General features: G+C 70.2%; 21 protein-coding genes, 1 pseudogene and 1 riboswitch. Of the genes and pseudogenes, 3 read left to right on the top strand and 19 right to left on the bottom strand.

Annotation, left to right across the window (positions count from 1 at the left end; all coding sequences use genetic code 11):
• Window positions 1-4 precede the first annotated feature (4 nt).
• The 16 genes and pseudogenes from cobI to E7V67_011740 all read right to left on the bottom strand — a co-directional run bounded on the left by cobI (window position 5) and on the right by E7V67_011740 (window position 17,411).
• The gene (gene cobI, locus E7V67_011815) at window positions 5-745 is read right to left on the bottom strand and encodes a precorrin-2 C(20)-methyltransferase (GenBank protein ID WUR15753.1); all 741 of its coding nucleotides are present in this window, start codon (window positions 743-745) and stop codon (window positions 5-7) included.
• A complete protein-coding gene (cbiD, locus tag E7V67_011810) occupies window positions 742-1,866 on the bottom strand; it encodes a cobalt-precorrin-5B (C(1))-methyltransferase CbiD (protein ID WUR15752.1) in 1,125 nt (374 codons plus the stop codon). Before cbiD ends, cobI begins: the two co-directional genes overlap by 4 nt.
• The gene (locus E7V67_011805; protein ID WUR15751.1) at window positions 1,853-3,436 is read right to left on the bottom strand and encodes a precorrin-8X methylmutase; all 1,584 of its coding nucleotides are present in this window, start codon (window positions 3,434-3,436) and stop codon (window positions 1,853-1,855) included. Before E7V67_011805 ends, cbiD begins: the two co-directional genes overlap by 14 nt.
• Complete coding sequence (locus tag E7V67_011800) at window positions 3,433-4,131, bottom strand: cobalt-precorrin-7 (C(5))-methyltransferase (GenBank protein ID WUR15750.1); 699 nt, start codon at window positions 4,129-4,131, stop codon at window positions 3,433-3,435. The genes E7V67_011805 and E7V67_011800 overlap by 4 nt, the downstream gene beginning before the upstream one ends.
• A 16-nt stretch (window positions 4,132-4,147) precedes the next feature.
• Entirely contained in the window at window positions 4,148-6,040 is a 1,893-nt protein-coding gene (locus E7V67_011795) for a putative cobaltochelatase (GenBank protein WUR15749.1), read from the bottom strand.
• A gap of 20 nt (window positions 6,041-6,060) precedes the next feature.
• Window positions 6,061-7,707, bottom strand: coding sequence for a cobaltochelatase subunit CobN (locus E7V67_011790; protein WUR15748.1), 1,647 nt, complete (start codon window positions 7,705-7,707; stop codon window positions 6,061-6,063).
• Window positions 7,589-9,809, bottom strand: a pseudogene (locus E7V67_011785) (cobaltochelatase subunit CobN). Before E7V67_011785 ends, E7V67_011790 begins: the two are co-directional and overlap by 119 nt.
• A 347-nt stretch (window positions 9,810-10,156) precedes the next feature.
• Window positions 10,157-10,489: a ferredoxin gene (locus E7V67_011780; GenBank protein WUR15747.1), complete on the bottom strand. Its 333-nt coding sequence runs from the start codon at window positions 10,487-10,489 to the stop codon at window positions 10,157-10,159.
• 17 nt (window positions 10,490-10,506) lie between these two features.
• Window positions 10,507-11,286 (bottom strand): CbtA family protein, encoded by a 780-nt coding sequence (locus tag E7V67_011775; GenBank protein WUR16265.1) that lies wholly within the window; start codon window positions 11,284-11,286, stop codon window positions 10,507-10,509.
• 35 nt (window positions 11,287-11,321) lie between these two features.
• Window positions 11,322-11,507 (bottom strand): CbtB domain-containing protein, encoded by a 186-nt coding sequence (locus E7V67_011770; GenBank protein WUR15746.1) that lies wholly within the window; start codon window positions 11,505-11,507, stop codon window positions 11,322-11,324.
• 150 nt (window positions 11,508-11,657) lie between these two features.
• Window positions 11,658-11,888, bottom strand: a riboswitch (cobalamin riboswitch).
• Window positions 11,889-11,938: 50 nt separating this feature from the next.
• Window positions 11,939-12,595 (bottom strand): 5,6-dimethylbenzimidazole synthase, encoded by a 657-nt coding sequence (gene bluB, locus E7V67_011765; protein ID WUR15745.1) that lies wholly within the window; start codon window positions 12,593-12,595, stop codon window positions 11,939-11,941.
• A gap of 72 nt (window positions 12,596-12,667) precedes the next feature.
• Window positions 12,668-13,132, bottom strand: a complete 465-nt coding sequence (locus tag E7V67_011760; GenBank protein ID WUR15744.1) for a MaoC family dehydratase — start codon at window positions 13,130-13,132, stop codon at window positions 12,668-12,670.
• Window positions 13,132-14,244 (bottom strand): acyl-CoA dehydrogenase, encoded by a 1,113-nt coding sequence (locus tag E7V67_011755; protein ID WUR15743.1) that lies wholly within the window; start codon window positions 14,242-14,244, stop codon window positions 13,132-13,134. The genes E7V67_011760 and E7V67_011755 overlap by 1 nt, the downstream gene beginning before the upstream one ends.
• 13 nt (window positions 14,245-14,257) lie before the next feature.
• Window positions 14,258-15,448: an acyl-CoA dehydrogenase family protein gene (locus E7V67_011750; GenBank protein WUR15742.1), complete on the bottom strand. Its 1,191-nt coding sequence runs from the start codon at window positions 15,446-15,448 to the stop codon at window positions 14,258-14,260.
• 92 nt (window positions 15,449-15,540) lie between these two features.
• Window positions 15,541-16,527, bottom strand: coding sequence for an NAD(P)-dependent oxidoreductase (locus E7V67_011745; GenBank protein WUR15741.1), 987 nt, complete (start codon window positions 16,525-16,527; stop codon window positions 15,541-15,543).
• On the bottom strand, window positions 16,524-17,411 hold the full coding sequence (locus E7V67_011740) for a LysR family transcriptional regulator (protein ID WUR15740.1): 888 nt from the start codon (window positions 17,409-17,411) through the stop codon (window positions 16,524-16,526). The genes E7V67_011745 and E7V67_011740 overlap by 4 nt, the downstream gene beginning before the upstream one ends.
• Window positions 17,412-17,586: 175 nt before the next feature.
• Between E7V67_011740 and E7V67_011735 the strand changes: the two genes are divergently transcribed.
• The 3 genes from E7V67_011735 to E7V67_011725 all read left to right on the top strand — a co-directional run bounded on the left by E7V67_011735 (window position 17,587) and on the right by E7V67_011725 (window position 20,661).
• The gene (locus E7V67_011735) at window positions 17,587-18,564 is read left to right on the top strand and encodes an alpha/beta hydrolase (GenBank protein WUR15739.1); all 978 of its coding nucleotides are present in this window, start codon (window positions 17,587-17,589) and stop codon (window positions 18,562-18,564) included.
• A 153-nt stretch (window positions 18,565-18,717) separates the two neighbouring features.
• The gene (locus tag E7V67_011730; protein ID WUR15738.1) at window positions 18,718-19,674 is read left to right on the top strand and encodes a diacylglycerol kinase family protein; all 957 of its coding nucleotides are present in this window, start codon (window positions 18,718-18,720) and stop codon (window positions 19,672-19,674) included.
• Window positions 19,675-19,791: 117 nt separating this feature from the next.
• Entirely contained in the window at window positions 19,792-20,661 is an 870-nt protein-coding gene (locus E7V67_011725; GenBank protein WUR15737.1) for a DUF2807 domain-containing protein, read from the top strand.
• 167 nt (window positions 20,662-20,828) lie between these two features.
• On the opposite strand, the gene E7V67_011720 is transcribed toward E7V67_011725, so the two are convergent.
• From E7V67_011720 to E7V67_011710, 3 genes are all read right to left on the bottom strand, one after another.
• Window positions 20,829-23,051, bottom strand: coding sequence for an NHL repeat-containing protein (locus E7V67_011720; protein ID WUR15736.1), 2,223 nt, complete (start codon window positions 23,049-23,051; stop codon window positions 20,829-20,831).
• 41 nt (window positions 23,052-23,092) lie between these two features.
• Window positions 23,093-23,827 (bottom strand): PEP-CTERM sorting domain-containing protein, encoded by a 735-nt coding sequence (locus E7V67_011715; GenBank protein ID WUR15735.1) that lies wholly within the window; start codon window positions 23,825-23,827, stop codon window positions 23,093-23,095.
• 101 nt (window positions 23,828-23,928) lie between these two features.
• Window positions 23,929-24,753 (bottom strand): aldo/keto reductase, encoded by an 825-nt coding sequence (locus tag E7V67_011710; protein WUR16264.1) that lies wholly within the window; start codon window positions 24,751-24,753, stop codon window positions 23,929-23,931.

Here is a 24,753-nt window from a genome sequence, read left to right as displayed (position 1 = left end):
GTCCTTAACGTTGAACGGAAGGCTTGCGCCGCACCAGCAGGGTGGCCAGGTAGCCCATCGCCTCGTTTGCTTCCAGCGCCCCGACATCCGTTGACAGCAGCTCACCCGGCAGGCCGATGCGGCGCGCGAAAGCGCAGTGCTGCGCAATGTCCATCTCGCGCAGCAAGTCCAGCACCCACGGCAGGCGCGCGCCCACCTTCATCAGCACGACGATGTCGTGCGTCTCGATCTCGCGCCGCAGCTCGTCCGCGCTTTCCGGGCACGGCAGGATCAGCACCCGCTCCTTGCCCTCGCCCAGCGGCCAGGCCATGGCGGCCGCCGCGGCCGCGTAGCTGGTCACGCCGGGGAAGGTACGTTGCGGCAGCTCGGGAATGCGCGCGCGCAGCGCCGCCAGCACGTAGCCGTAGGTGGAATACGTCATCGAATCGCCGATGGTCAGGTAGGCCACCGTGCGGCCGGCGCGCAGCTCGCGCGCGATCGCATCGGCCAGCTGGGCGTAATGCTCGCTCAGCACCGAGCGGTCCGGGTCCATATTGAATTCGATCTCGCGCAGTTGCGCCGGCGCCGGCGTGAAGCCGGTGCCGGCCAGGCATTGCAGCGCCACCGAATCCTGCACGCCACGGGCGCGCGGCGCGTAGATCAGGTCGGCCGCACGCAGCGCTTCCAGCGCCGCCACCGGCAGGTAGCCCGCCGGTCCGGGGCCGACCCCGACTCCGTAGAATGTGCCAATCAGCGTCCCGCTCATCGCTGCGCTCCCAGCAGATTGCCGGCCAGGTCGAACAGCCGCACTTCCAGCCGCCGCACCGACGGCACGCGCGCATGCGCCAGCGCGCCGATGCGCCGCGCCATCTCGTCCCAGAAGACGTTCGCGCCGCCCGCCTCGTTCAGTATTGCCATTGCCGCTTCCACCGTGTTTGCTTCCTCGATCTGCCGCACCGTGTGCGGCCCATAACCCCATTCGGCGGCGACGCGCGCCACGCCGCCCATCGCCATCGTGCTGCGACTGGAATGCGTGTCCCAGTGACCGTCCAGCACCTTGGCCAGCTTGCCGGGATGCCCGGCCAGCCATAGTTCATCCAGTTCCTGCCCCGCCTCGCCCAGCGCCCGTTGCGTGAAATCGAGCGCGTCGCCAAGGAAATTGGCGATCTGCACGCTGCGCGCGTCCGGCAATCCCAGCACATCGCGCGCGTACTCGCGCCCGATCTTGCCCGGCAGGTAGGCCACCCGGGGCGGCCCGCCCGCCAGCGCCACCCGCACGTACACCTCGATCGACGCGATCCAGGTGGCCAGCGACATCGGCTCGACGATGCCGGAGGTGCCCAGGATCGAGATGCCGCCAACGATGCCCAGACGCGGGTTGAACGTCTTCGGTGCGATGCTCTCGCCCTCCGCGCAGCCGATGGTCAGGTCGAAGCCCGCCTCCTCCGCCACCTCGGCTACCGCCTGCCGCATCATCTGGCGCGGCACCGGATTGATGGCAGGTTCGCCGACCGCCACGCGCAGCCCCGGCGCCGTCGCGGTGCCGACGCCGCGCCCCGCGAAAAAACGTACGGTGCCCACGTCGTTGCGCGTCACCTCGGCAAAGATGGTGGCGCCATGGGTGTTGTCCGGATCGTCGCCGCCGTCCTTCAGCACTTCCGCGCGTACCCGGTCGCCCTGGCGCAGCACGCGCATGACCGGCACGACCAGGTAATGCACGCCGTCCGGCAGGCTGACCCGCACTTCCCGCTTCAGTTCACCGTCCAGCAGCAGATGCAGCGCCGCCTTGACGGCGGCCGTGGCGCAGGTGCCCGTGGTACGCCCACGCCGCAGCCCGTTCGACGCCGGTATCGCCAGGTCGAACGGCCGGCGTTCAGTCGCCTCCACCGCTGGCCAGCCCGTTCAGCGCGTCAATCATCAGGCCGTTGACGACGCTGGCCGCCCACGGCGAGCCGCCGCGCGTGCCGCTGTTGGTGATGCGCGGCACTTGCAGGCAGCGCCGCAGCTCGTCCTTGCTCTCGCGCGTGCCGACGAAGCCCACCGGCAGGCCGATGACGAGCTGCGGGCGCCAGCCATGCTCGCGGATCAGCCGCGCCGCCTCGGCGATCGCTGTCGGCGCGTCACCGATCGCCACCACCACGTCGTTGCCGAACTTCTGCCACGCGCGCCGGATGCCGGCCGCCGAGCGCGTGATGCCGTACTGCTCGGCCATCAGGTGCGTCTCGCGGTCGTGCACGCCGCACCAGGTGTCGATGCCCAGCTCCTCCAGCAGCGCACGCTTCAGGCCCGTCTGCACCATCGTCACGTCCGTCACGACGCGGCGGCAGCGCAGCAGCGCGCGGATGCCGCTGTCGATGGCGCCGGCCGAGAAGTAGAAATCGTCGACGGCATTGAAGTCGCCGGACGTGTGCACGATGCGCTGCAGCACCGTCAGCTGCTCCGGCGGGAAGGTCGACCAGTCGCGCCCTGCGGCGATGATGCGGAAGCTCTCCGCCTCGATCGGGTGCGGCACGTAGGTGTTGTAGACCGGCGGCTGCGGCGGCGCCACCGGTTCGCTGGCCAGCAGGCCGCGCACGGCCACGTGGTGGGCGCGCTGCGGCTCGCCGACCTGCTGCTCGAAACCGACGATCTGCACGCGGTACTTGCACAGCGAGCAGTTCATCGCCGCCCGGCCGGCCACGGCCTCGCGCGCGCGTTCGATCATCACGTCCGCCACCAGCGGATGCACGCCGAAGTAACCCGCCTTCAGCACCTCGATGCCGGGCTCCCGTTCGGCCAGCGCGTCGGCCGCCGCGTAGATGCGTTTCACCAGCACGCCATCGAACAGGAAGAACGGCAGCACCACCATGCGCCGGTAGCCCAGCAGCGCGGCGCGGCGCAGGCCGTCCGCCACCAGCGGCTGGGCCGTGCCGGAATAGCAGACGTAGGCGGCGCCGAAGCCCATGCCTTCTTCCAGCATGCGCGCCAGCTTGGCCACCTCGCCATTGGCGTCCGGGTCGGTCGTGCCGCGGCCGACCACGACCAGGCAGGTCTCGTCGCGCCGAACCGTATGCGGCGAGGCCGCTTCCGCCGCCACGATGCGTTCCTGCGCCAGTTGCAGCAGCTTCGGGTCGAGGCTCATCGGGGCGCCGAAATGGAAATCGACGTCCGGGAAGTCGCGCGCCAGGGCCAGCATCTCGGCCGGCATGTCGTTCTTGGCGTGGCGCGCCGCCAGCAGCACGCCTGGCACCAGGGCGATCTGGCGCGCGCCGGCCTCCACGTTGGCCACCGCCGCATCGGCGATGGTCGGGCTGGCGAACTCCAGGTAGCCGTGCGTCACGACGTCGTTCGGCGCGCGCGCGCGAATCAGTTCGACCAGCGCCTCGAATTCGCGCACGGCGTCCGGATCGCGGCTGCCGTGGCCGGCGACGACGATACCCAGGCGTTCCGCGTGCTTGTTGCTCACCATGCCGTTCATGGCGCCGGCTCGATCTGGCTGGCCATCGGCGCCAAGGTGCGGATCAGCATGATGCTCATGTCCGAGCAGCGGTGCTGCGCGCACTCGGCCAGCGTGCCGTGCCACTCCGCTTCGCCGCGTGTCAGGTTTTCCCATACCTCGACCGGGTGATGGGCCGGGATGCCCTGCTCCATCAGGTAGGCGGCGATATGCCAAGGCATGAACGAACGGGCCTCGTCCCATGGGCACGGGATGACGATGGCATTGCGCTGGTCTTCCAGCACGCGCACCAGGTGGCGCTTGAACGGCGCCAGGTCGCCGCGGCGATGGAAGGTGATGAAGGTGGTCTCGTCGAAGCACACGCGCGCGCGCGAAGCGAGGATCTGCGCCGACGAGATGCCGGGCAGCGATTCGACCGGATGGCCGCAGGCGCGCTCGACCCGCTCCAGGTACTGGAAGCCGCTGAAATGGATGTCACCCATGAACACGACCACGCAACGCTTGCCGGCATGGTGTTCGACCGCCACCTTGTCCAGCTGCGCGACCTGGTCGCGGTAACCCATGCCGATCACCTGCGCGTTGGCGGGAATCAGCTCGCGCACCACGTTCAGCACGGCATCGAAGCCCGCCACCACGTCCGCATTGCGGATCAGGTCCGCGCCCCGTTGCGTCAGGTAGCCCGTGTCGCCGGGTCCCGCGCCGATACATACGATCATTGCAACTCCAATTGTTTTATTGTGCCAGGCGCGCACGCACCGTCAAGGCCAGGCTGTCGGCCGACAGCTCTTCCAGGGTCAGGCAGTCGGCGCCCAGCGCCTCGGCCAGCTGGGCCGCGCGGCCCAGCCGCAGATAGCCCTGTTCCGTGTCGATCACCAGCGCCGGCGTGCGGCGTGCCGCCAGTTCCTGCGCCAGCGCCAGCGCCTCGCGCCACGGGTCGCCGCCGGCGGCCAAGGGCACGTTGGCGCGGCCATCCGTCAGCACGACCAGCAGCGGCGGCAACGGCGTGCCGCCCGCGTCGGCGCGCGCCAGCGCTTCCAGCGCCAGTTGCAACGCATGCGGCAGCGGCGTGCGGCCGCCCGTGGGCAGCTCGCGCAGGCGCTGCTCGGCCAGGTCCACGCTGCGCGTGGGCGCCAGCAGCAACTCGGCCTGCTGGCCGCGAAACGCGACGACCGCAACCTGGTCGCGCCGCTGGTAGGCATCCGTCAGCAGGTTCAGCACGGCGCCCTTGAGCGCCTCCATGCGCCGCTGCGCCGCCATCGAGCCGGAAGCGTCGACGACGAACAGGATCAGGTTGGCGCTGGTGCCGGCCCGCACCTGCTGGTGCAGGTCGGCGCGCGTGACGTTCGTGCCGCCGCGCAGCGCGGCACTGCGCAGGGTGGCGCCGATGGCGATGGCGCTCGGCTGCTCGTTTGGCACGGCACGCAGCGCGTGGCCGCGCGGCGCCCGGTCGACGGCACTGCGCCGGCCGGCGGCGCCAAACGCGGCGTCCGCCTCGACGGCAATGCGCGGCGCGGCACCGCTGGCCGTGGCCGCGAACACCTGCTCCTCTTCGCCGCCCTGCGGCGCTGCCTGATCGTCGTCGCCCTCCGTGCCGGCGTCATTCTCGGGCGGTGCAGGCGGCATCGCGTCGCGCAACAGCTGGTCCAGTTTATCGTCGTCCAGGCCCGGCTGTTCGAACGGCTTGCGGCGGCGCCGGTGCGGCAGCACCAGCTGGCTTGCTGCGCGCAGGTCGGCCGGCGTGACTTCGCTGCGGCCGTCCAGCGCGGCGAGCGCGCGCGCGGTCTTGTGCAGCACGATGTCCGCACGCAGGCTGGCCACGTCGAACTCGCAGCACAGATGGCTGATCAGGTCCAGCATCGCGTCGTCCAGCCGCACCTGCGGCAGCAGCGCCTGCGCCGCGGCCAGGCGCGCGCGCAGCGCTTCCTGCTCCTCGTGCCAGCGCGCCGTGAAGCCGGCCGGATCGGCCTCGAAGGCGATGCGGCGGCGCACCACCTCGGCCCGCTCGGCCTTGTCGCGCGGCGCCGTCACCTCGACCATCAGGCCGAAGCGGTCCAGCAATTGCGGGCGCAGGTCGCCCTCTTCCAGGTTCATCGTGCCGACCAGGGTGAAGCGGGCCGGGTGCGCGACAGCCAGGCCCTCGCGCTGCACGCTGTTGACACCCATCGCGGCCACGTCCAGCAGCACGTCCACCAGGTGATCGGCCAGCAGGTTGACTTCGTCGATGTACAGCAGCCCCCGGTGTGCGCCGGCCAGCAGTCCGGGCTGGAAGGTGCGCCCGCCGCCCTGCAGGGCCTGGCCGATATCCAGGCTGCCCAGCACGCGGTCTTCCGTGGCACCCAGCGGCAAGGTGACGAACGGCACGGGCGACGGCACCGGCGCACCGGATGCGCACACGGCGCAGTGCTCGCACGCCTTGCCGGGCGGGCAATTGAAGGCGCAGCCCGGCGTACGATCGATGGCCGGCAGCACGGCGGCCAGTGCGCGCGCGGCGGTACTCTTGGCCGTGCCCTTGTCGCCGCGGATCAGCACACCGCCAATCGATGGATCGACGGCGCACAGCATCAGCGCGGCGCGCAGCTGCTGCTGGCCGACGATGGCGGCAAACGGGAAAATGGGAGTGCTCATCGTTGTTCCAATCCGGTCCTTCAGCTGCCGCGCGCCGTTTCGCCGCGCGCTTCCAGCAGCGCTTCGCTGTCCAGGTACAACTGGCGCAGGCGCTCCAGCGTCTCCGGCTTCGGCTCGGCCCACATGCCGCGGCCGGCCGCTTCCAGCAGGCGCTCGGTGATGGCGTTCTGCGCCCACGGATTGGCCTCCTGCAGGAAGCGCTGCATCTCGGGGTCGAACGCGTACGACTGCGCCACGTCCTCGTACATCCAGTCGTCCATCACCTGCGCCGTGGCGTCGTAGCCGAACAGGTAATCGACGGTGGCCGTCAGCTCCAGCCCGCCCTTGTAGCCATGGCGCTGGATGCTGGCCAGCCATTTCGGGTTGACGACGCGCGAGCGGAATACCCGCAACGTTTCCTCCTTCAGGTCGCGCACCTGAGCGCGCGACGGATCATGGCTGTCGCCGAAATAATGGCGCGGCTGCTGGCCCGACAGGGCACGGATCGTCGCGATCATGCCGCCGTGGAATTGCAGGTAGTCGTCGCTGTCGAAGATGTCGTGCTCGCGGTTGTCCTGGTTGTGCAGCGCGACCTGCACGCCGGCCAGCCGGGTACGGAAGGCTTCGCGCTGGTCGGTGCCCTGGCTGCCGCGCCCGTAGGCATAACCGCCCCAGTTGACGTAGGCCTCGGCGAAGTCGGCGTCGCCCTCCCAGTTGCGCTGCTGGACCAGCGGCAGGATGCCGGCGCCGTAGCTGCCCGGCTTCGCACCGAACACGCGGTAGCCGGCGCGGCGTGCCGCCTCGGGTTCGTCCAGGCCCGCGCCGATGCCCTGCGCCAGCTCGGCCAGGTAGTGCTTGCGCACGTAGTTATCCGTCGCCGGCTCGTCCAGGCGGATCACTTGCTGGACGGCGTCGTCCACCAGCTCGATCAACTGCGGGAAGGCGTCGCGGAAGAACCCGCTGATGCGGGTCGTCACGTCGATACGGGGGCGGCCCAGCTCCGCCAGCGGCACCACTTCGATCCCGCACACCTGCCGGCTCTCGTGGCGCCACACCGGGCGCACGCCCAGCAGCGCCAGGATCTGCGCCACGTCGTCGCCGTGCGTGCGCATCGCGCTGGTGCCCCACACGCTGACCGCCACGCTTTCCGGCCAGTCGCCGGTCTCGCGGCGGTAGCGTTCCAGCACCTCGCGTGCCAGCTGCTGGCCGACGCGCCAGGCCGATTGCGACGGCACGCTGCGCGGATCGACGGAGTAGAAATTGCGCCCGGTCGGCAGGATGTGCGCCATGCCGCGCGTGGGCGAGCCGCTGGGACCGGCCGGCACGTAGCGCCCGGCCAGGCCGGCCACCAAGTTGTCGATTTCGTCGCTGGCGCGGCGCAGCTTCGGCACCAGTTCGCGGCAGGCGAAGTCCAGTACGCGGCGCAGTTCGTCGAAACGGGCCGGGCCGGCCGCAACCGGCCTGGCCGCGGCGACAGCGGCCGGCTTGGCGCGCGGCCGCCCCAGCTGCGTGACGACGCTCGCCTTGGCGCGGGCGGCGGGCTGGAGGCGTGGCGCGGCGCTGTCGCCGTCATCCAGTGTGTATAAGAGACAGGTCCAGCACCGCGTCGATGGCCTCCGGTGCGTAAGCAGCCTGCCCCAGTTCCTCGAACACGCGGCGGCACAGCAGGTCCACCGCTTCCAGCGCATTGGCGCGCGAGACGACGGCACGGCCGGCCAGCCTGGCCAGCGCTGGTGCCGCGTTGATGCGGCCCGCACCGGTTGCCAGCAGCATGTCCACCGTCAGGCCGAACAGCTGGGCGACGGCAGCCTGCAGGCCCGGCACGTCCTGGTTCGGCAGGCGGGTCAGCGCGGCCAGCATGTCCGGCATCTGCGCGTCGTCCGGGCAGCGGCCCAGCACGTGCAGGCCATCGCGGATCTGCGCCGAACCCAGCTCGCACAGGTAGCCGTCCAGGTCCTCGATCAGGTGGGCGACATCGGAGCCGCCCATCTCGGCCAGCGCCGCCGGCAGTGCGCCGTCGTGGTCATGCTCGTGGTCATGGTGGTGGTCATGGTGGTGATGATGGCCGTGGTCATGATCGTGGTGACCGTGCGCATGACCATGCCCGTGGTCATGGTCATGGTCATGATCGTGGTCGTGATCGTGGTCATGGTGGAGCAGCCGCATGCGCATGTCGGCATCCAGGTTGGTCTGCTTGACCAGCTCCCAGATCTGCTGCTGCAGCAACGGCAGCTTGGCCGGGTCCAGCACCTCGACCTGGTAGTACTCGTCCACCAGCTGCGTCAGCTGCGCCAGCGCGCCGTAGGTGTCGGCCGTCGTCATCGGCGGCGTCAGGTGGTCCACCACGACGGCGTGGGCGCGGCGCTTGGCCTGCGAGCCCTCGCCCGGGTCGTTGATGATGAACGGGTAGAACAGCGGCAGGTCGCCCAGCAGCGCGTCCGGGAAGCATTCCTCCGACAGGCCGACGCCCTTCCCCGGCAACCACTCCATCGTGCCGTGCTTGCCGACGTGGACGATGGCGTCCGCGTGCCACTCGTCGCGCAGCCAGCGATACAGCGCATAGTAATGGTGGGTGGGCGGCAGGTCGGGCTGGTGGTAGATCGCGTCCGGATCCATGCCGTAGCCGCGCGGCGGCTGCAGCGCGACGAAGGCGTTGCCCAGTTCGATGCCGGCCAGCGCCAGGTGGCCGTCGTGCACGTAGGCTTCACCAGGTGGCGCGCCCCATTGCGCCAGCATTTTCTCCCGCAAGGCCGGCGGCAGCTCGGCGAACCACTCGCCATAGCGCGTGGCCGACACGCGGCCGGCGGCCTGCGCCAGCTGCTGCTCCGTCACGTGCAGGTTGTCGTACGAGCAGCGCGCCACCAGGTCGTGGATCAAGGTGGTGCCGTCGGGCGGCAGGTCGCGGATGTCGTAGCCCGCCTCCACCAGCGCCTGCAGGATGCGCATCAGCGAGGCCGGCGCGTCCAGGCCGACGGCATTGCCGATCTGCGCCGCCTTGCTGCTGGAATTGGTGAACATGAAGGCGACGCGCTTGGCCTGGTTCGGCAGCCGTCTCAGGCGCGCCCAGCGCGCCGCGATGCCGGCAATGCGGGCGGCGCGGTCGGCCAGCGGCGCATACTCGACCGCTTCGCCCGGCAGGCCGGCGGCGCGCTCCTTGAACGACAGCGGCACCGTGATCAGGCGGCCGTCGAATTCGGGCAGCACCACGTTCATCGCCGTGTCCAGGGGATTCAGGCCGCGCGCCGACTGCTGCCACTGCGGCAGGGTCATGCCGCTGGTGATGGCCTGCAGCACCGGCACGTCCAGCGTCTCCAGCACCCCGACCGACCAGCCGGCCGGCGTCGGGCCGCCCGGCGTGATTTCGCCCATCGCGAACGAGGTCGTGTTGATCAGCACATCGACGTGGGCCGTCTCGCCGTCGCCGAAATAGCGCAGCGCGGCAGGCATGGCGGCGCCGTCGGCGGCGCGCAGCGAGGAAGTAGAACACGGGCAGCACGTCCAGCCCGCGCGCCTCCAGCGCGGCCTGCAGCGCGTCGACGAAACGCGTGTTCCCGCTCATCCAGTGGGCACGGTAGAACACGATGCCGACCGCCGGCCGTGCCGGATCGCGCAGCGCGAGCCAGTCGGCCAGCGTGGCGTCCGCCGCCAGGTCGGGATGGTGGATGCCGTGTTCCGGCAGCGGCTGCGCCGGCTCGAAGCCGTGGCCGGTCAAGAGCAGGTGGTCGGACAGATAGCGCAGCAGCTGCGCCAGGTTGGCGCCGCCGCCGGCCTGGAAATAGGCCAGCGCCATTTGCGTGACGCCGGCACCCACGGTGGATACCGCGGCCAGCTCCGGATCGGGTTCGCCGGTGCCGCTGACCACCAGCAGGTGGCGCCCCTGGCGGCGCGCCGCCTCGGCCAGCTCGGCGAAGCCCGGCACGCCGCCCAGGCGGCCCAGCACCCGCACGACGATGACGCGGGCACTGCGCAGCTCGCCGTCCAGCAGGGTAGCCAGCGCCGGCGTGCCCTCGCCCCGCTCCTGCAGGTTGACGCCGGCCACCGGACCGAAGCCGGCCGGCAGCTGGGCGCACGCGTGGTGCAGCACGGTGAGGTCGTTGGATGCGTGCGTCAGCAGCGCGATGCGGGGCAGTTGATTCATCATTTCGGTTGCGGCTCGCAAGTGTCGCCGTGGCCCAGGCGATGGAAGATCAGGTCGGCCACTTCGCGCCCGCCCGCCAGGTGCTCGTCGACGATGCGCGCGGCCGCCGCTTCGTCGACGCGCTGGTACCAGGTCCCTTCCGGATAGACGACCAGCACGGGCCCTTCGAACTTGCAAGCGACCATGCAGTGGGTGCGGGTACGCTTGACCGCCAGTTCGGGCCGGGCATCGATCATCTCGCCCATGCGCTCGAACACGGCCTGGGCGCGGCCCTCGGTGCTGGTGCAGCGAGGGCCGACACACATGAAGACGTGGCGGTCGTGGGTGCGCATGACTTGATCGATGCGGCTCAGTTGGTACGATCCAGGCGCGCGTGCAGCCAGCCCGTCAGCGCACCCAGCGCCAGCCAGAACGCGGCATTGGCCACGGCGCTGGCGACGATGAACTCACGCGCCAGTGCCGCCGGCGCGACGGCGCCATGCACGGCAGGTTGCGGTGCGCCCACCAAGTGCGGCGTGACCACCAATGCCAGCGCGGCCACTTTCAGCCCCCAATGCCGGCCCCAGGCCAGCAATGCCAGCGCGGCGGCGGTGGCGCCGGCCGTGGCGATCCACCAGCTCTGGCGGGCAACCACGGGCGCCGCCTCGGTGCCGGGCAGTTCCGGCGGCAGGCCCAGCGCAGGCGCGACAAAGAACACCAGGTAGGCGGCGCCGCCCCACAGCAGGCCGCCGCGCCAGTCGACCGGCTTGCCGCGCAGGGTCAGCGCGGCCGCCAGCAGCAGCGCATAGCCGACGGCCATGCTGATATTGGCCAGTATCGTGTAGAACAGGCGCTCGCCGCCCGGGGCCGGTTCCCAGCCGCCGTGGCGGTGCTCTTCTCCGCCATGCTCGTGCGCCGACGCGGCAGCCTGCTCGTGTTCCTGCGCGCCGGCATGCTCATGTTCGTGGGCATGTTCGTGCTCGTCGGCGTGTTCGTGCGCCTGCGCGGCCGCCGGCGCGGCCTGCGCCGCCGCCTCGTAGGTCTCGGCGGTGCGAATCAGCGGCGTCACCTGCAGGTGCTGGACGCCCGTCAGCAAGAGCCCCGCGACGATACCGGCGCCCGCCGCTGTCGCGACGATGCGGTTGAACACGCCGGGCCTGCGCGCCGGCGCGGCGGCGGCCGGGCTCAATGGCACGGGAAGCCCGCCGAGTGGCGGCTGTCGTGGGCGGCGTTGTGCAACGCTTCCATCGGCGCGAAGCCGGCGCCGAACAGCAGCACGATGCCGAGGGCGGCCGCGCCCAGCGCTGGCAGCAGCTTGTCCTTCAGGGCCAGCGGGGTGGCGTGGACGGAAGTGGACGTAACAGGCGACATGGATACTCCTCCTTGGCAGGATCGGAACGACGAAATGCGTTGCTCGGGAAGGAATGGGTGGGGAGACGGGACGGATGCGGTGGGTGGCGTGCAGCCAGGAGACCAGCGGATCGCGTGCTTTTCCTCATCCGTATCGCCCTCCGCGATACAAACGCGCTTGCTGCTTCGGGCTGGTTTCCGGGCTCGCGAGCGGCACGTCGACGACGTGCCGGGATGCCGCGCCTTCCCATGCTCTCTGGCACAGTGGCGTATGGCGGCACCTTGGCTCGCTTACCGTTGCGGGGGCAGCGTCGGGATGGCGCTCCTGGTGGGGCGCGGCACCGACTTCCCATTTAAGGCGGCACGCGTGCGCGCGCCGCCACCGGAAGCTGAACTACGCGCGCAGTATAGGTGGGGCTGGCAGCAATTGCAACAAAATGATGGCTGAAAGGCTATGCCGGCGCCTCGCCCCAGCGGTCCTGGTACAGGATGTCGGCCAGCGCGTGGCGCCTGTCCCAGCCCTCCAGTTCCAGCATCGGCGCCGGGTAGAACGACGCGACGTGGCCGACGCACAGGACCGCGACGGGCTGGCTGCCCTCCGGCATGCCGCACAGGGCGCGCAGCCGTTCCGGGTCGAACAGCGACACCCAGCCGACGCCGATGCCCTCGGCGCGCGCGGCCAGCCAGAAGTTCTGGATCGCGCAGGCGCACGAGGCCAGGTCCATCTCCGGCATGGTGCGGCGGCCGAAGATATACTTTTCGCGCCGTTCGATCAGGCCGACCACCAGCACCTCGGCGCAGGTCAGCACGCCTTCCACTTTCAGGCGCATGAATTCGCCACCCCGTTCCCCCAAGGCGTCGGCCGTGCGCAGGCGCTCGGCGTCGATCTCGGCATGGATGGCCTGGCGCAGGCCAGGGTCGACGACGCGCAGGAAGCGCCACGGCTGCATCAGGCCCACCGAAGGACCGTTGTGGGCGGCGGCCAGGAAGCGTTGCAGTTGGTCGGGTGCGATGGCGCCGGGAGCGAAGTGGCGCACGTCGCGGCGCTCGCGGATGGCACGGTAGACGGCGTCGATGTCGGCTTGCGGGTAGGCGTTTGGGTTGGGCATCGGTCGAGAAAGGCTGGGGTCAGACCCGGCGGGTCTGCCCCCGGGCGGCGCCGCGATTGTACCGCTACCGCGTCAGTAGCGCCGCATCACGAATTCGGCCACGCAGACCGGCTTGCCGCCCGCCTCGTTCTCCATCGTGACGAGCCACACCAGCTGGGTGCAGTCGGCCAGCGGCTCGACCGCCTGCAACGTGAAGCGGCCCCGGATGCGGCTGCCGGCCGGCACCGCGGCCGGGAAGCGCACCTTGTTGCAGCCATAGTTGACCGTCAGCCGCGCCGTGCCCAGCGAGACGGCGCTGGCCAGCATTGCCGGCAGCAGCGCGATGGTCAGGAAGCCGTGCGCCACCGTGCCGCCGTAGGGCGACTCGCGCATGGCCCGTTCGGCGTCCAGGTGGATCCACTGGTGGTCGTCCGTGACGTCGGCAAAGGCGCTGATGCGGGCCTGGTCGATGGTGAACCAGCGCGACAGCGCGACCTCGCGTCCGACCACCGCTTCCAGTGCCGGGATGGTGTCCAGCAGGACCGGTTGCGCGTCCATCAGGCGGCCTCGCAAAAGCCCGGCTGGGCGACGAAACGCTCGATATGGTGGTCGGCATCGCCCAGGGTCAGGCCCAGCGTCGTCAGGCGCTTGAACAGGTGGGCGGCCGGCAGCTCGTCCGTCACGCCCATGCCGCCGTGCAGCTGGACGGCCTGCTGGCCGACGAACTTGCCGGCCTGCGCCACCCGCGCCTTGGCGGCGGAGACGACGCGGCGGCGTTCTTCCGGATCGGGAGAATCCACTTTCACGGCCGCCAGCATCGCCATCGAACGGGCCTGCTCGAGGTGGATGAACATGTCGGCCATGCGGTGCTGCAGCGCCTGGAACTTGCCGATCGGCGCGCCGAACTGCTGGCGCGTCTTCAGGTAGTCCAGGGTGGCGGCGAACAGTGCGTCCATCACGCCGACGCTTTCCGCGCACAGCAGCGTGGCGCCGTAGTCGGTCGCCGCTTCCAGGATGTCCCAGCCCTGGCCGGGCGCGCCCAGCGGCGTGGCCGGCGCGTGATCGAACGAAACGGTGGCGGCGCGCAGGCCGTCGATGGTGCGGTAGTCGCGCACGGCGATGCCGGCCGTGTCGGCATCGACCAGGTACAGGCCGATCGCGTCCTGGTGACGGGCCGAAACGATGAACGCGTCGGCCTGGCCGCCATGCAGCACGACTGTCTTGATGCCGCTGACGCCCATATTGTCCGGCGTGCCCGTGGCGACGGCGCCGATCGCGGCCAGGTCATGGCGCGATTGCGCTTCGGCCAGCGCGCAGGCCAGTTTCACTTCGCCGGTGGCGACGCGCGCCAGCAGATCCTCCTGGCCGCCGGCCAGTTGCAGGAAGCGCGCGCCCAGCACGGTGGCGAAATACGGTTCGACCACCAGCGCGCGACCCAGTTCCTGCATCACGACCAGCATGTCGACAGCGCTGCCGGCGAAGCCGCCCTGCGCTTCCGGCACCGGCAACGCCGTCATGCCCAGCTCCACCAGGGTGGCCCAGGCCTCGGTCGAGACGCCGCTGTCCGAGTGAATGATGGCGCGGCGCTTTTCAAAGGTGTAATCACGCTCGGCCCAGCGGCGCAGGGCGTCGGCGAACTGCTGCTGTTCTTCCTTGTAGCTGAAATCCATGGCTGTCTCCCTGTTATAGTCCGAGGATCATCTGCGTGATGATGTTCTTCTGGATTTCGTTGGAACCGCCATAGATCGAGGTCTTGCGGTAGTTGAAGTAGTAGGCCGCCAGCGGTGCGGCATCGTCGTCGCCGCCCGCCGCGTGTTCCTTTTCCCCTTCCAGGTAGGCCGGGTCGAACGGCAGCGCGCCGGGCCCGGCCGCCTCCACCATCAGCTCCGTCAGCATCTGCTGGATTTCGGTGCCCTTCACTTTCAAGACGGAAGCCTGCGGCCCCGGGCCCTGGTGTTCCTGCGCGATGGTGCGCAGCACCGTCACCTCCAGCGCCATCAGCTCGATCTCCAGGTTGGCCACCTTGGCGGCGAACAGCGGATCGCGCAGCAGCGGCTGGCCGCCCTTCTGCTGGCGCAGCGCCAACGCCTTCAGGAACGCCAGCTCGCGCTTGGAGCGGCCGACGGCGGCGATACCCGTGCGCTCGTGGCCCAGCAGGTACTTGGCGTAGGTCCAGCCACGGTTCTCCTGGCCGATCAGGTTCGCCACCGGCACCCGCACATTGTCGAAGAAGACCTCGTTGACCTCGTGTTCCTCGTCGAGCATGATGATCGGGCGCACCGTGATGCCCGGCGTCTTCATGTCGATCAGCAGGAACGAGATGCCCTCCTGCTTGCGCACGCTGGGATCGGTGCGCACCAGGCAGAAGATCATGTCGGCATACTGGCCCAGCGTGGTCCAGGTCTTCTGGCCGTTGACGACGTAATGGTCGCCGTCGCGCACGGCGGTCGTCTTGAGCGAGGCCAGGTCGGAGCCGGCGCCCGGTTCGGAATAGCCCTGGCACCACCAGTCGTCGCAATGGAGGATGCGCGGCAGGTAGTGCGCCTTCTGCGCTTCGTTCCCGAACGCCATGATGACCGGCGCCACCATGTTGACGCCGAACGGCAGGATCGGCGGCGTGCCGGCGCGGGCGCACTCCTCTTCCCAGATGTGGCGCTGGGTGGCGTTCCAGCCCGGCCCGCCGTATTCGACCGGCCAGGCCGGCGCGGCCCAGCCCTGCTCGGCCACGATCTTGTGCCAGCGCACGTAGTCTTCCTTCGACAGGCGCAGGTGGCGGCGCACCTTGTCCTGCAATTCGGGGGGCAGCTTGGCGTCGAGGAAAGCGCGCACGCTGTCGCGGAACGCCAGGTCCTCGGCGCTGTAGTTCAGGTCCATATCGTCTCCATGGTTATCGCGTCGCCTTGAAATAGCACGATCGTTCCAATCGATTCTACCCCGATTTGGCGGTGCGCGACAGGACCATGACGTCAAACGAACGGATAACGCCCAAGCTGCGGATCGTGATAGCCCTTGCTGCCGATGACGCGGGCCAGCGGGCTGCGCATGTCGGCGTCCAGCGGCAGCTGGGCCAGCCGCGCGACGACGCTGTGGAAATCGTGGCGCGGCTGCCAGCCCAGCGCCTGGCGCGCCAGCGTGTTGTCGTAGACGCGGTCCAGCGTGGGGAACAGCGACCAGCCGCGCCGCGCGTACTCGGCCAGCGCTTGCGGCGCGCGCCGTGCCACGACCGCCGCCGCGTCCAGCCGCAACGCGGCCACGTCCTCGCGCCGCAGGGGCGTGGTGGCGCTGACGATGTAGCGGCCGAATCCTGTCTTGCCGGCCCGTTCCAGCGCCAACAGGTGGGCCTCGACGATGTCCTCGATGTCGGCACGGCGGTTCAGCAGCTCGTTGACCTTGATGTTGGCGTCCACATACGCGCCGCGCAGCGCCGGATCGTCGTCCGGCTCGGGAAAGAACCGGGCCGTGCGCAGCACCACGACCGGCAGGCCCTGCGTGCGGGCGAACAGCTCGCACAGCTGCTCGCCCGCCAGCTTGGTGACACCGTAGATATTCTTCGGCACCGGCTGCACGGTTTCGTCGATCCACGCGGCCGGCGCGCCCGCCGGCGGCGACAGCGCGGCGCCGAACACGCTCGTGCTGCTGGTCATGACGAAGGCGCCGACACCTTCGTCGACCGCAGCTTCCAGCAGGTTCAGGGTGCCCTGCACATTGGTGGCGACGAACTGGCTGCGCGTGTGCGTGGCCACGTGCGGCTTGTGCAGGGTGGCCGCGTGGATCACGCCCTGCACGCCGCGCATGGCGGCGCGTACGGCGCCGGCGTCGCCGATCGACGCGACGGCGTGCGTGAATGGCGACGCCAGCACGTCCAGCCCGACCGGTTCATGGCCCGCGGCCGCCAGCACCCGCACCAGCGCCTCGCCCAGGTGGCCGCTGCTGCCCGTGACGAGCACCTTCATCGCGCGGCCCCGCACAGCGCCGCCCGGCTGTCGTCGAACAGTTGCGCCAGCCAGCCGGCCACCAGCTTGAAGCGGCCGATCGAGACGGCGTCGCGATGGCTCAGCAGCCACAGCTCGCGCGTGACCTCGGCGCCGGACAGGCGCAGCAGGCCCTCGTCCTCGCCGACGATGCAAGGCAGCAGCGCCATGCCGACACCGGCCCGGCAGGCATTGACCATCGTGCTCAGGCTGTTGACGCGCAGTGGCTGGCGCGGCCGCGGCGCCAGGCGGGCCAGCCAGCGCATTTCCGGCACGTGCGCCAGTGCCTCTTCCAGCGCGATCCACGGCTGGCTGCCCCAGTCCTCGCGCGGCACGCCGGCAAACGCGGGCGCGCCGTACACGGCCCAGCCGATCTCGCCGAGACGGCGCATCAACACCGCCGCGTCGTCCGCCGGCGGCGCCAGGCGCAGCGCGAAGTCCGCCTCGCGGCGCGAGAAGGAGACGTTCTGGTTGTCGGCCACCAGGTTCACTTCCAGCGCCGGATGGCGCGCGCACAGCGCGCCCACGTGCTTGACGAGCCAGTGGTCGAACAGGAAGTCGATGGCGCTGACGCGCACGGCGCCGGCGATGGTCTCGGCCTCGCGCGTGGAGGCCAGCAGCATGCTTTGCACGCTGCCGTACACCGCCTCGCCGCGCTCGACGAAGACCTGGCCGGCGTCGGTCAGCTGGTAGCCGGTGGGGGCGCGCGTGAACAGGCGCAGGTTCAGCGCCTTCTCCGCGGCGGCGACGCGCCGGCTGATGGTGGAGGCGTCCACGCCCAACTGGCGCGCCGCGGCGCTCATGCTGCCGCTGCGCGCCAGCGCCAGCACCAGCGGGATATCGTTCCAGTCAAAATCGTCTGCCATGCGTCTCCATCGTCCGTTTCATCAATGCCTCTGCCTTTGGTGCCACCCGCATTCCTGCAAAGTGCGCTTGCAGGCTTGCCCATTCTCAACATGGATCGCGGGCCATAAGATGCCAGCCATCGAGACGACTGTAGCACGGTCGTTTTTCCGGACCCTCACTAAAAAGGAAGACATCATGAGCACCCAGAACGCCAACGAATTGAACCTGTCGCGCCGCGGCGCCCTGCTGGGCGGCGCCGGCCTGGCCGCCGCAGTCGCTTCGATCGCGCTGCCGGCCGTCGCCGCAGCCGCACCCGCCGCCGCGCCGAAAGGCCCGCTGCGCAGGACCGCCAGCACGATCACGACGCGCGACGGCGTCGAGCTGTATTACAAGGACTGGGGCCATGGCCAGCCCATCGTCTTCAGCCACGGCTGGCCGCTCAATTCGGACAGCTGGGAGTCGCAGATGCTGCACCTGGCGAATCACGGCTTTCGCGTGATCGCCCATGACCGCCGCGGCCACGGCCGCTCCAGCCAGCCGTGGGAAGGCAACGACATGGACCACTATGCCGACGACCTGGCGCAGCTGATCGAAGCGCTCGACCTGAAGGACGCCATCCTGGTCGGCTTCTCGACCGGCGGCGGCGAGGTGGCGCGCTACGTGGGCCGCCACGGCACCAGGCGCGTGGCCAAGCTCGCCCTGGTCTCGGCCGTGCCGCCGCTGATGCTGCAGACGGCCGACAACCCGGGCGGCCTGCCGCTCGCGGTATTCGACGGCATTCGCAACGCCCAGATCGCGAACCGCTCGCAGCTCTACCTGGACATTCCGTCCGGCCCGTTCTACGGCTTCAACCGCCCGGGCGCCAAGGTGTCGCAGGGCCTGATCCAGTCGTGGTGGATGCAGGGCATGATGGGCGGCCACAAGAACACGCTCGATTCGATCAAGGCGTTCTCGGAAACCGACTTCCGCGCCGACCTGAAGAAGTTCGACAAGCCGACCCTGGTGATCCATGGCGACGACGACCAGGTGGTGCCGATCGACGCGGCCGGCCGCGCTTCCGCCGCGATCGTCAAGCACGCCAAGCTGATCGTCTACCCGGGCGCCCCGCACGGCCTGACCGACACCCACAAGGACCAGGTCAACGCCGACCTGCTGGCGTTCGCCAGGAGCTGAACCAGGCACCAGTGCAAGAAACACCGGTGTCAGGCACCGATCGCAGGGCCGTCAAGGCCCTGGGATCGGTGCCTGACACCAAGGGTTTGGCAAGCGTCGCGCCACAGCGCGCAAGCCGGTGGTAGAGTGCAGCAAACTTAACGATTTGCTATCATGCCAAACAACACACTCGCCCCCGACACCCCGCTCTACATCGTCCTCAACGCCGGCTCCGGCGCGGCCGAGACCGACGAGCGCCGCAGCGCGATCGAGGCGGTGCTGAACCAGACCGGCCGGCGCTTCCATATCGAACTGGTGGACGACCCGGAGCGCATCGACGAGCAGGCGCGCGCGCAGGCCGAGCGCGCGCGGGCCGATGGCGCCATCCTGGTGGCGGCCGGCGGCGACGGCACCATCAACGCCGTGGCGCGCCAGGCGGTCGAACACGGCTGCCCGTTCGGCGCCCTGCCGCAAGGGACGTTCAACTACTTCGGCCGCACCCACGGTATTTCGCAGGACCTGACCGACGCCGTGCACGCGCTGCTGCGCGCGTCGATCCGGCCGGTGCAGATCGGCACCGTCAACGGCCGCATCTTCCTCGTCAACGCCAGCATCGGCCTGTATCCGAAACTGCTGGAAGAGCGCGAGCACGACAAGCGCCAGTTCGGCCGCAGCCGCTTCGTGGCCGCACTGTCGGCGCTGAAGACGCTGGTGCTGCCGCACCGCCGGCTGCGCCTGTCGCTGGAAGCCGAGGGCAAGGAGATCCATCTGCGTACCTCCACGCTCTTCGTCGGCAACAACCGGCTGCAGATGGAACAGGTCGGGCTGACCGAGGTCACGCCCGCCGTGGCGGACGGCGAGCTGGCCGCGCTGGCGCCGAAACCGGTCGGCCGCCTGCGCATGCTGCTGCTGATGGCGCGCGGCGCGCTCGGCATGCTGGCCGATACGGACGACCTGGTCGCCTTCGGCTTTCGCCGCATGACCGTGCGAACGCCGCGCTACGGTCGCAAGCGGCTGAAGGCGGCGGTCGACGGCGAAGTGCTGCACCTGACGGCGCCGCTGCAGTTCGAGGCGCTGGCCGGCAAGCTGCTGCTGCTCGTGCCGGCGCCGGCCGACGCCGTGCGCGACTGACGCCGGTCCCGCCAGCGCGCGGTTCACCCCGCGTTTCCTGCCGTTCGTCGCATGGCGCGCGCGCCTTGCGCGGCCCTTGGCTACGATGCCAGCATCGAACCAGACAGGGACCCCGCCATGCGACCGCCACGCTCCGCCGCCTTCCTCGTTACCGCCACGCTGCTGGCGGGTTGCGTCATCGTCGTGCCGGATGGCGACGGCCATTGGTCGTCCGACCGGCCGGCCGTGCAGGGCGACGGCCGCATCGCCAGCGCCACGCGGCCCGTGACCGCGCTGCCGGGGCTGGAGATCGAAGGCCGGCGCCGCCTCGACATGCAGGTGGACGTGCAGGTCGGCGGCACGCCCGCCCTGACCATCGAGGCGGACGGCAATCTGCTGGAACACGTGCACACGGACATGCGCGGCGACACGCTGCACATCTGGAGCGACAGCGACACCAGCGCCTCGCGCCCGGTACGCATCCGCTACACCGTGCCGCGGCTGGAGCGGCTGGAAACGTCGGGCTACGCCGGTACCCACGTGGCTGGGCTGGACGGGGGCAACCTGAAGGTCGTGCAGCGCGGCTCGGGACGGATCGAATTGCGCGGCCGCGTGGACCGGCTGGAGGCCGTCAACAGCGGCTCCGGCAGTCTGCTGGCCGATGCGCTCGATGCCGGCGACACCCGCGTGACGATGAACGGCTCCGGCCGCATTCAACTGGGCACCGTGCAGGGCGAGGCGCTGCGCGCTACCTTGTACGGTTCCGGCGGCCTGACGGCGCGCGGCGAGGTGCGCGCGGCCGACGTCACGGTGCACGGCTCCGGCGCCGCCCGCCTGGCCGGCTTGCGCAGCCAGCGCGCCGAACTGGCCACGCACGGCTCGGGCGACATCGCCATCGCCGTCTCCGGCCAGGTAAGCAGCCGCACCGACGGTTCCGGCACGATCACGGTCTACGGCGACCCGCTCGAACGCAGCGTGCTGGGCAAGCGCACGACCTTCGTCCGCTGAGCGGAACCACCGGGGTCAGTGGCTAATGCCGCTAGGTATTCCTCAACCCCAGGCTCAAAACCGGGGTCAGACCCGCCGGGTCTGACCCCAGCTCTGCGCTTTTGGGTGCAAAGACGTCTGCGGCTGGCGGATAATTTTCCTTCACTTAGCGGCATTAGGGTCAGTGGCTATTCCACCACCTCGATCGCCAAGTCCCGCCCCTCCACCGCCACATTGCCGGCATAGTCTGCCGCGAAAATGCGCAGCGTGTACGAGCCCAGCGCCAAGCCCGACACGTCCCACGCGCCCGGGCTGACGCGCCCGTCCGCCAGGGTGTTGTGCACGGCGTAGGCGAAATGCGTGGCCGCGCTGCCGTACACCGTGATGCCGCTGCTGGGCGCGTACACGACCTTGACGGCCTCCTGGTTGCGCGGCAGCCGGTCGTACACCTGCGTGATGCGGGGCTGCTCCCAGCCCGGCAGCGCGCTGCCGTCGGGCCGCAGCAGCTGGTAGCCCAGCTTGTACAGCCCGAGGCGGCGGCGCGCCAGGTTGCCGTCCATCTGGTCCCAGGCATCGACGATGATGTCGATGCGGCCCAGGCTGCGCGGCACCTTCACCGGCCCCTTCGCCGGCGGCGCGACCGTCTCCTTGTTCGTTCCCTTGTCCTTGTTCTTCTTCTTGCGCGCCGCTGGCTCGCCGCGCTGCCCCGGCAGGCGCTTGCCGCCATCGGCCAGCAGCAGGATGCTCTGGATGCGTGGCGCCACCGTGTCGCGCAGGCCTGCCAGCGGCAGCGCGAGCGGATTGGCCACGCTGCCGTCCGGGTAGTAATCGAGGTGGACGTGCGCCATCGCGTTGATCGTGCCGAGCCGGTCGCCGGCCGCGAAGCGGGTGCCGCGCGGCACGCGCACCCGCTCCGGCTTGCCGCGGCCATTGCGCAGCAGCTGGAAGCGCGGGTCCAGCGCCGCGTCGCGCCGGTCGCGTCCCACCTTCATGTGAATGTACGACAGCGTGCCCAGCGCCAGCCCTTCGGAGAGGGTGCCGTAGCCCCAGTTCGCGAACGGATCGGTGACCTTGGCCGGCACCATCGCCACGACGGCGTCGCCCACGTCGGCGCGCACGTCCAGGCCCATATGGAAATGGTCGCGGCTTTCGCCGTCGAAGCTGCCGCGCACCTCGCCCATCAGGCCGACCACCTCGTGCGGCGCGTCCTGCGGCAGCACGGGCCAGGCCATGCGTGACGGCCGCGGTGCGACGGCAGGCACGCTGGCCAGTGCCGCATGCAGGGCCGGCGCCGGCGCTGCGGCGGGCGCCAGGCGCACCACCTTGAAGCCCAGCGCGTCGCTGGCGACGACAGCGCCGTCGCGCTGCACCGCCAGGCCGCGCGGCGCCGCCAGCTGCACGCTGCCGTCGCTGCCGTAACCCGGCTCCACGCGCTGGTCGATGTCGCCCAGCGGCTGGTATTGGCCGTCCGGCGCGATCTGGACGATGCGGCCACCGCCGCCGGTGGCCACGTACAGCCAGCCGTCGCGCGTGGCCGCGATCGCGCTTGGCCGCCGCAGCACGGGCCGGCGTTCGCCCTCGGGCGCGCGCGCCACCGTGCTGACGCGCCCGTCCGGATCGACGCGCCGCACCGCGTGGTTGCCAGTGTCGGCGACGTACAGGGTGCCGTCAGGCGTGACGGCGATGCCGGACGGCGTGTCGAAACCCGCGGCGGCACCGCTGCCGTCCGCGTCGCCGGGACGGTCGCCGCCGGCAATGGTCGTCACGCTGCCGTCGGGTGCGATGCGGCGAATGCGGTCGTTATAGGTATCGGCCACGTAGAGGACGCCCGCATCGTCCACCGCCACGCCGACCGGACCGTTGAAGCGCGCGGCCGTGCCCTTGCCGTCCGCGCTGCCGGGCTGGCCATTGCCCGCCAGCGTGGTCACGCTGCCGTCCGGCGCGATCTTGCGGATGGCGTGGTTGCCGGTGTCGGCCACGTACAGATTGCCCAGGTGGTCGAGCGCCAGCGCGGATGGCGTGTGGAACGCCGCCCCGGCCCCCTTGCCGTCGCGGAAGCCTTCCGCGCCGCCGGCCAGCGTCGTGACGCTGCCGTCGGGTGCGATGCGGCGGATGCGGTTGTTGTCGCCGCCGTCCGCGACATAGACGGTGCCGCGCGCATCGACGGCGACGCCGAACGGGTCGCTGAAGCTGGCCGCCGTGCCGGGACCGTCAACAAAGCCGGCCGTGCCGACGCCGGCCAGCGGCGTCACGCGCGCCTGCCAGAAGCGTTCGGTACTGGACTGGCGCGGCGTCAACACGGCCGCCGGCTTGGGTGCCGGTGCGGTGCCACGCAGGGTCAGGATGAAGGCGGTACCGCCGGCGAGGACGCCGGCGCCGGCCAGCGCGGCGATCAGGAGCTTGCGGTTCACGTGCGGCCACTGGTAGTTGAAGTGGCCGCCAGCTTAGCAGATCAGGCGCGCTTGCGCGCACCTGCCGCCGCCGCGCCGAGCGCTGCCAGGCCGGCCAGCATCAGCGTCCAGGTTTGCGGCTCCGGCACGGCCGCCACGGTGAAGGTCAGCGTCACGTCGCGCAGGTTCATGTCGGCCAGCGACTGGGAACGCGTCGGCTCGCCGCCGAGCGGGTCGTAGACGTAGCCGCCATACGCCAGCATGTTCGCGAAGCCGCTCAGGTAGATCGAGAACTGCGTGTCGATTGCCAGCGGCCGGGATGCCAGGCCCACCTGCTGCTGCCCCTCCAGATTGACCACCTGAACGTTGCCCTTGTCGCCGTCCCAGTGCCAGATGTCATAGTCCAGCCACAGGGAATTGTGCGCGGAGCCAGGCACGTCACCGATGCCGTCGAGTCGCATGCCTTGCGCGGTCCCGCCGAACTTGACGCCGGTGATGCGATAGCCCTCGTTCAGGCGAATTTCATACAGCGCCTGGGAGAAGCTGGTCAGGACGGCTGCGCTGTCCGGATCCTGCAGCGAATCGGCGCGGCCGGCGCTGATCTCGGCCGCGAACGTGGGCAGCCCCAACGTGATACTGCGGCCGGTATCGGCCAGCACGTCGACCACGCTGTCCGGATAGTTGTCGTAGCCCTGCAGCGTGAACGCGCTGGTTTCGACGTACGGCACGGCGGCCTGGGCGGCGCCGGCACCCAGCAACGCGGCCAGGGCAAGGGAACGGATGAAGAAGAATTGCATGACGGCTCCTGTAACGATTGGTGATACGTTGCATCGATTATAGGTTGCAAAGGACGCCTCGAATCTCTCCAATTGTCGCGCCGCCACCCGTTCGTTCGTTTTCAGGCGCCGAAGGTGTCCGGGTCCGGCCCGATGCGCTCGCCCCGGTCCAGTTCCGCCAGCGCGGCCATGTCGTCCTCGTCCAGCGCGAAATCGAAGAGGTCGGCGTTGGCGCGGATGCGCTCCGGATTGGACGATTTCGGGATCACCAGCACGCCGTGCTGGATGTGCCAGCGCAGGATGATCTGCGCCGGCTCCTTGGCGTGCTTCGCGGCCAGGCCAGCGATCAGTGGGTCGGCCAGCACCTTGCCCTGCCCCAGCGGGCTCCAGGCCTGGGTGCGCACGCCGTGCACGCCGTTGGCCGTGCGCAGCTCGGCCTGCTGCAGCCACGGGTGCAGCTCGATCTGGTTCACGGCCGGCAGCTGGCCGGTCTCCTTGAACAGCCGGTGCAGCTCGTCGGCGCGGAAGTTCGACACGCCGATCGAGCGCGCCAGGCCCTGCTCGCGCAGCTTGATCAGGGCGCGCCAGGTGTCAACGTACAGGTCGCGGCTCGGCACCGGCCAGTGGATCAGCAGCAGGTCGACGTAGTCCATGCCGAGACGTTCCAGGCTGGCATGCAGCGCGTCCTGGGCCGCCTGGTAGCCCTGGTCGGCGTTCCAGATCTTGGTCGTGATGAACACCTCGGCGCGCTCGATGCCGGACTCGCGCACGCCGGCGCCCACGCCCGCCTCGTTCTCGTAGATCGACGCCGTGTCGACCAGCCGGTAGCCCGCCTGCAGCGCGCAGCGCACGGCCGCCGCCGCCTGCTCGTCGTTGTCCTGCCAGACGCCCAGGCCCAGCTGCGGGATGCGGTGGCCGTCGTTCATCTCGATCATCGGTATCGCCAT

The sequence above is a fragment of the [Empedobacter] haloabium genome, from assembly GCA_008011715.2.
GTDB classification, from domain to species: Bacteria; Pseudomonadota; Gammaproteobacteria; order Burkholderiales; family Burkholderiaceae_D; genus Rugamonas; species Rugamonas haloabia.
Note: the sequence above shows the minus strand (reverse complement) of the source record. Positions and strands in the feature narration are given on the sequence as shown.

Coding starts and splice junctions, on each gene's coding strand:
- E7V67_011715 (WUR15735.1), bottom strand. CDS start 23,827: ATGCAATTCTTCTTCATCCGTTCCCTTGCCCTGGCCGCGTTGCTGGGT.
- cobI (WUR15753.1), bottom strand. CDS start 745: ATGAGCGGGACGCTGATTGGCACATTCTACGGAGTCGGGGTCGGCCCC.
- E7V67_011710 (WUR16264.1), bottom strand. CDS start 24,753: ATGGCGATACCGATGATCGAGATGAACGACGGCCACCGCATCCCGCAG.
- E7V67_011770 (WUR15746.1), bottom strand. CDS start 11,507: ATGTCGCCTGTTACGTCCACTTCCGTCCACGCCACCCCGCTGGCCCTG.
- E7V67_011755 (WUR15743.1), bottom strand. CDS start 14,244: ATGGATTTCAGCTACAAGGAAGAACAGCAGCAGTTCGCCGACGCCCTG.
- E7V67_011795 (WUR15749.1), bottom strand. CDS start 6,040: ATGAGCACTCCCATTTTCCCGTTTGCCGCCATCGTCGGCCAGCAGCAG.
- E7V67_011740 (WUR15740.1), bottom strand. CDS start 17,411: ATGGCAGACGATTTTGACTGGAACGATATCCCGCTGGTGCTGGCGCTG.
- E7V67_011790 (WUR15748.1), bottom strand. CDS start 7,707: ATGCGCTGGAAGCGGTGGACCTGCTGTGCCGCCGCGTGTTCGAGGAAC.
- E7V67_011805 (WUR15751.1), bottom strand. CDS start 3,436: ATGAACGGCATGGTGAGCAACAAGCACGCGGAACGCCTGGGTATCGTC.
- E7V67_011750 (WUR15742.1), bottom strand. CDS start 15,448: ATGGACCTGAACTACAGCGCCGAGGACCTGGCGTTCCGCGACAGCGTG.
- E7V67_011730 (WUR15738.1), top strand. CDS start 18,718: ATGCCAAACAACACACTCGCCCCCGACACCCCGCTCTACATCGTCCTC.
- bluB (WUR15745.1), bottom strand. CDS start 12,595: ATGCCCAACCCAAACGCCTACCCGCAAGCCGACATCGACGCCGTCTAC.
- E7V67_011745 (WUR15741.1), bottom strand. CDS start 16,527: ATGAAGGTGCTCGTCACGGGCAGCAGCGGCCACCTGGGCGAGGCGCTG.
- E7V67_011780 (WUR15747.1), bottom strand. CDS start 10,489: ATGCGCACCCACGACCGCCACGTCTTCATGTGTGTCGGCCCTCGCTGC.
- E7V67_011800 (WUR15750.1), bottom strand. CDS start 4,131: ATGATCGTATGTATCGGCGCGGGACCCGGCGACACGGGCTACCTGACG.
- E7V67_011725 (WUR15737.1), top strand. CDS start 19,792: ATGCGACCGCCACGCTCCGCCGCCTTCCTCGTTACCGCCACGCTGCTG.
- E7V67_011735 (WUR15739.1), top strand. CDS start 17,587: ATGAGCACCCAGAACGCCAACGAATTGAACCTGTCGCGCCGCGGCGCC.
- E7V67_011760 (WUR15744.1), bottom strand. CDS start 13,132: ATGGACGCGCAACCGGTCCTGCTGGACACCATCCCGGCACTGGAAGCG.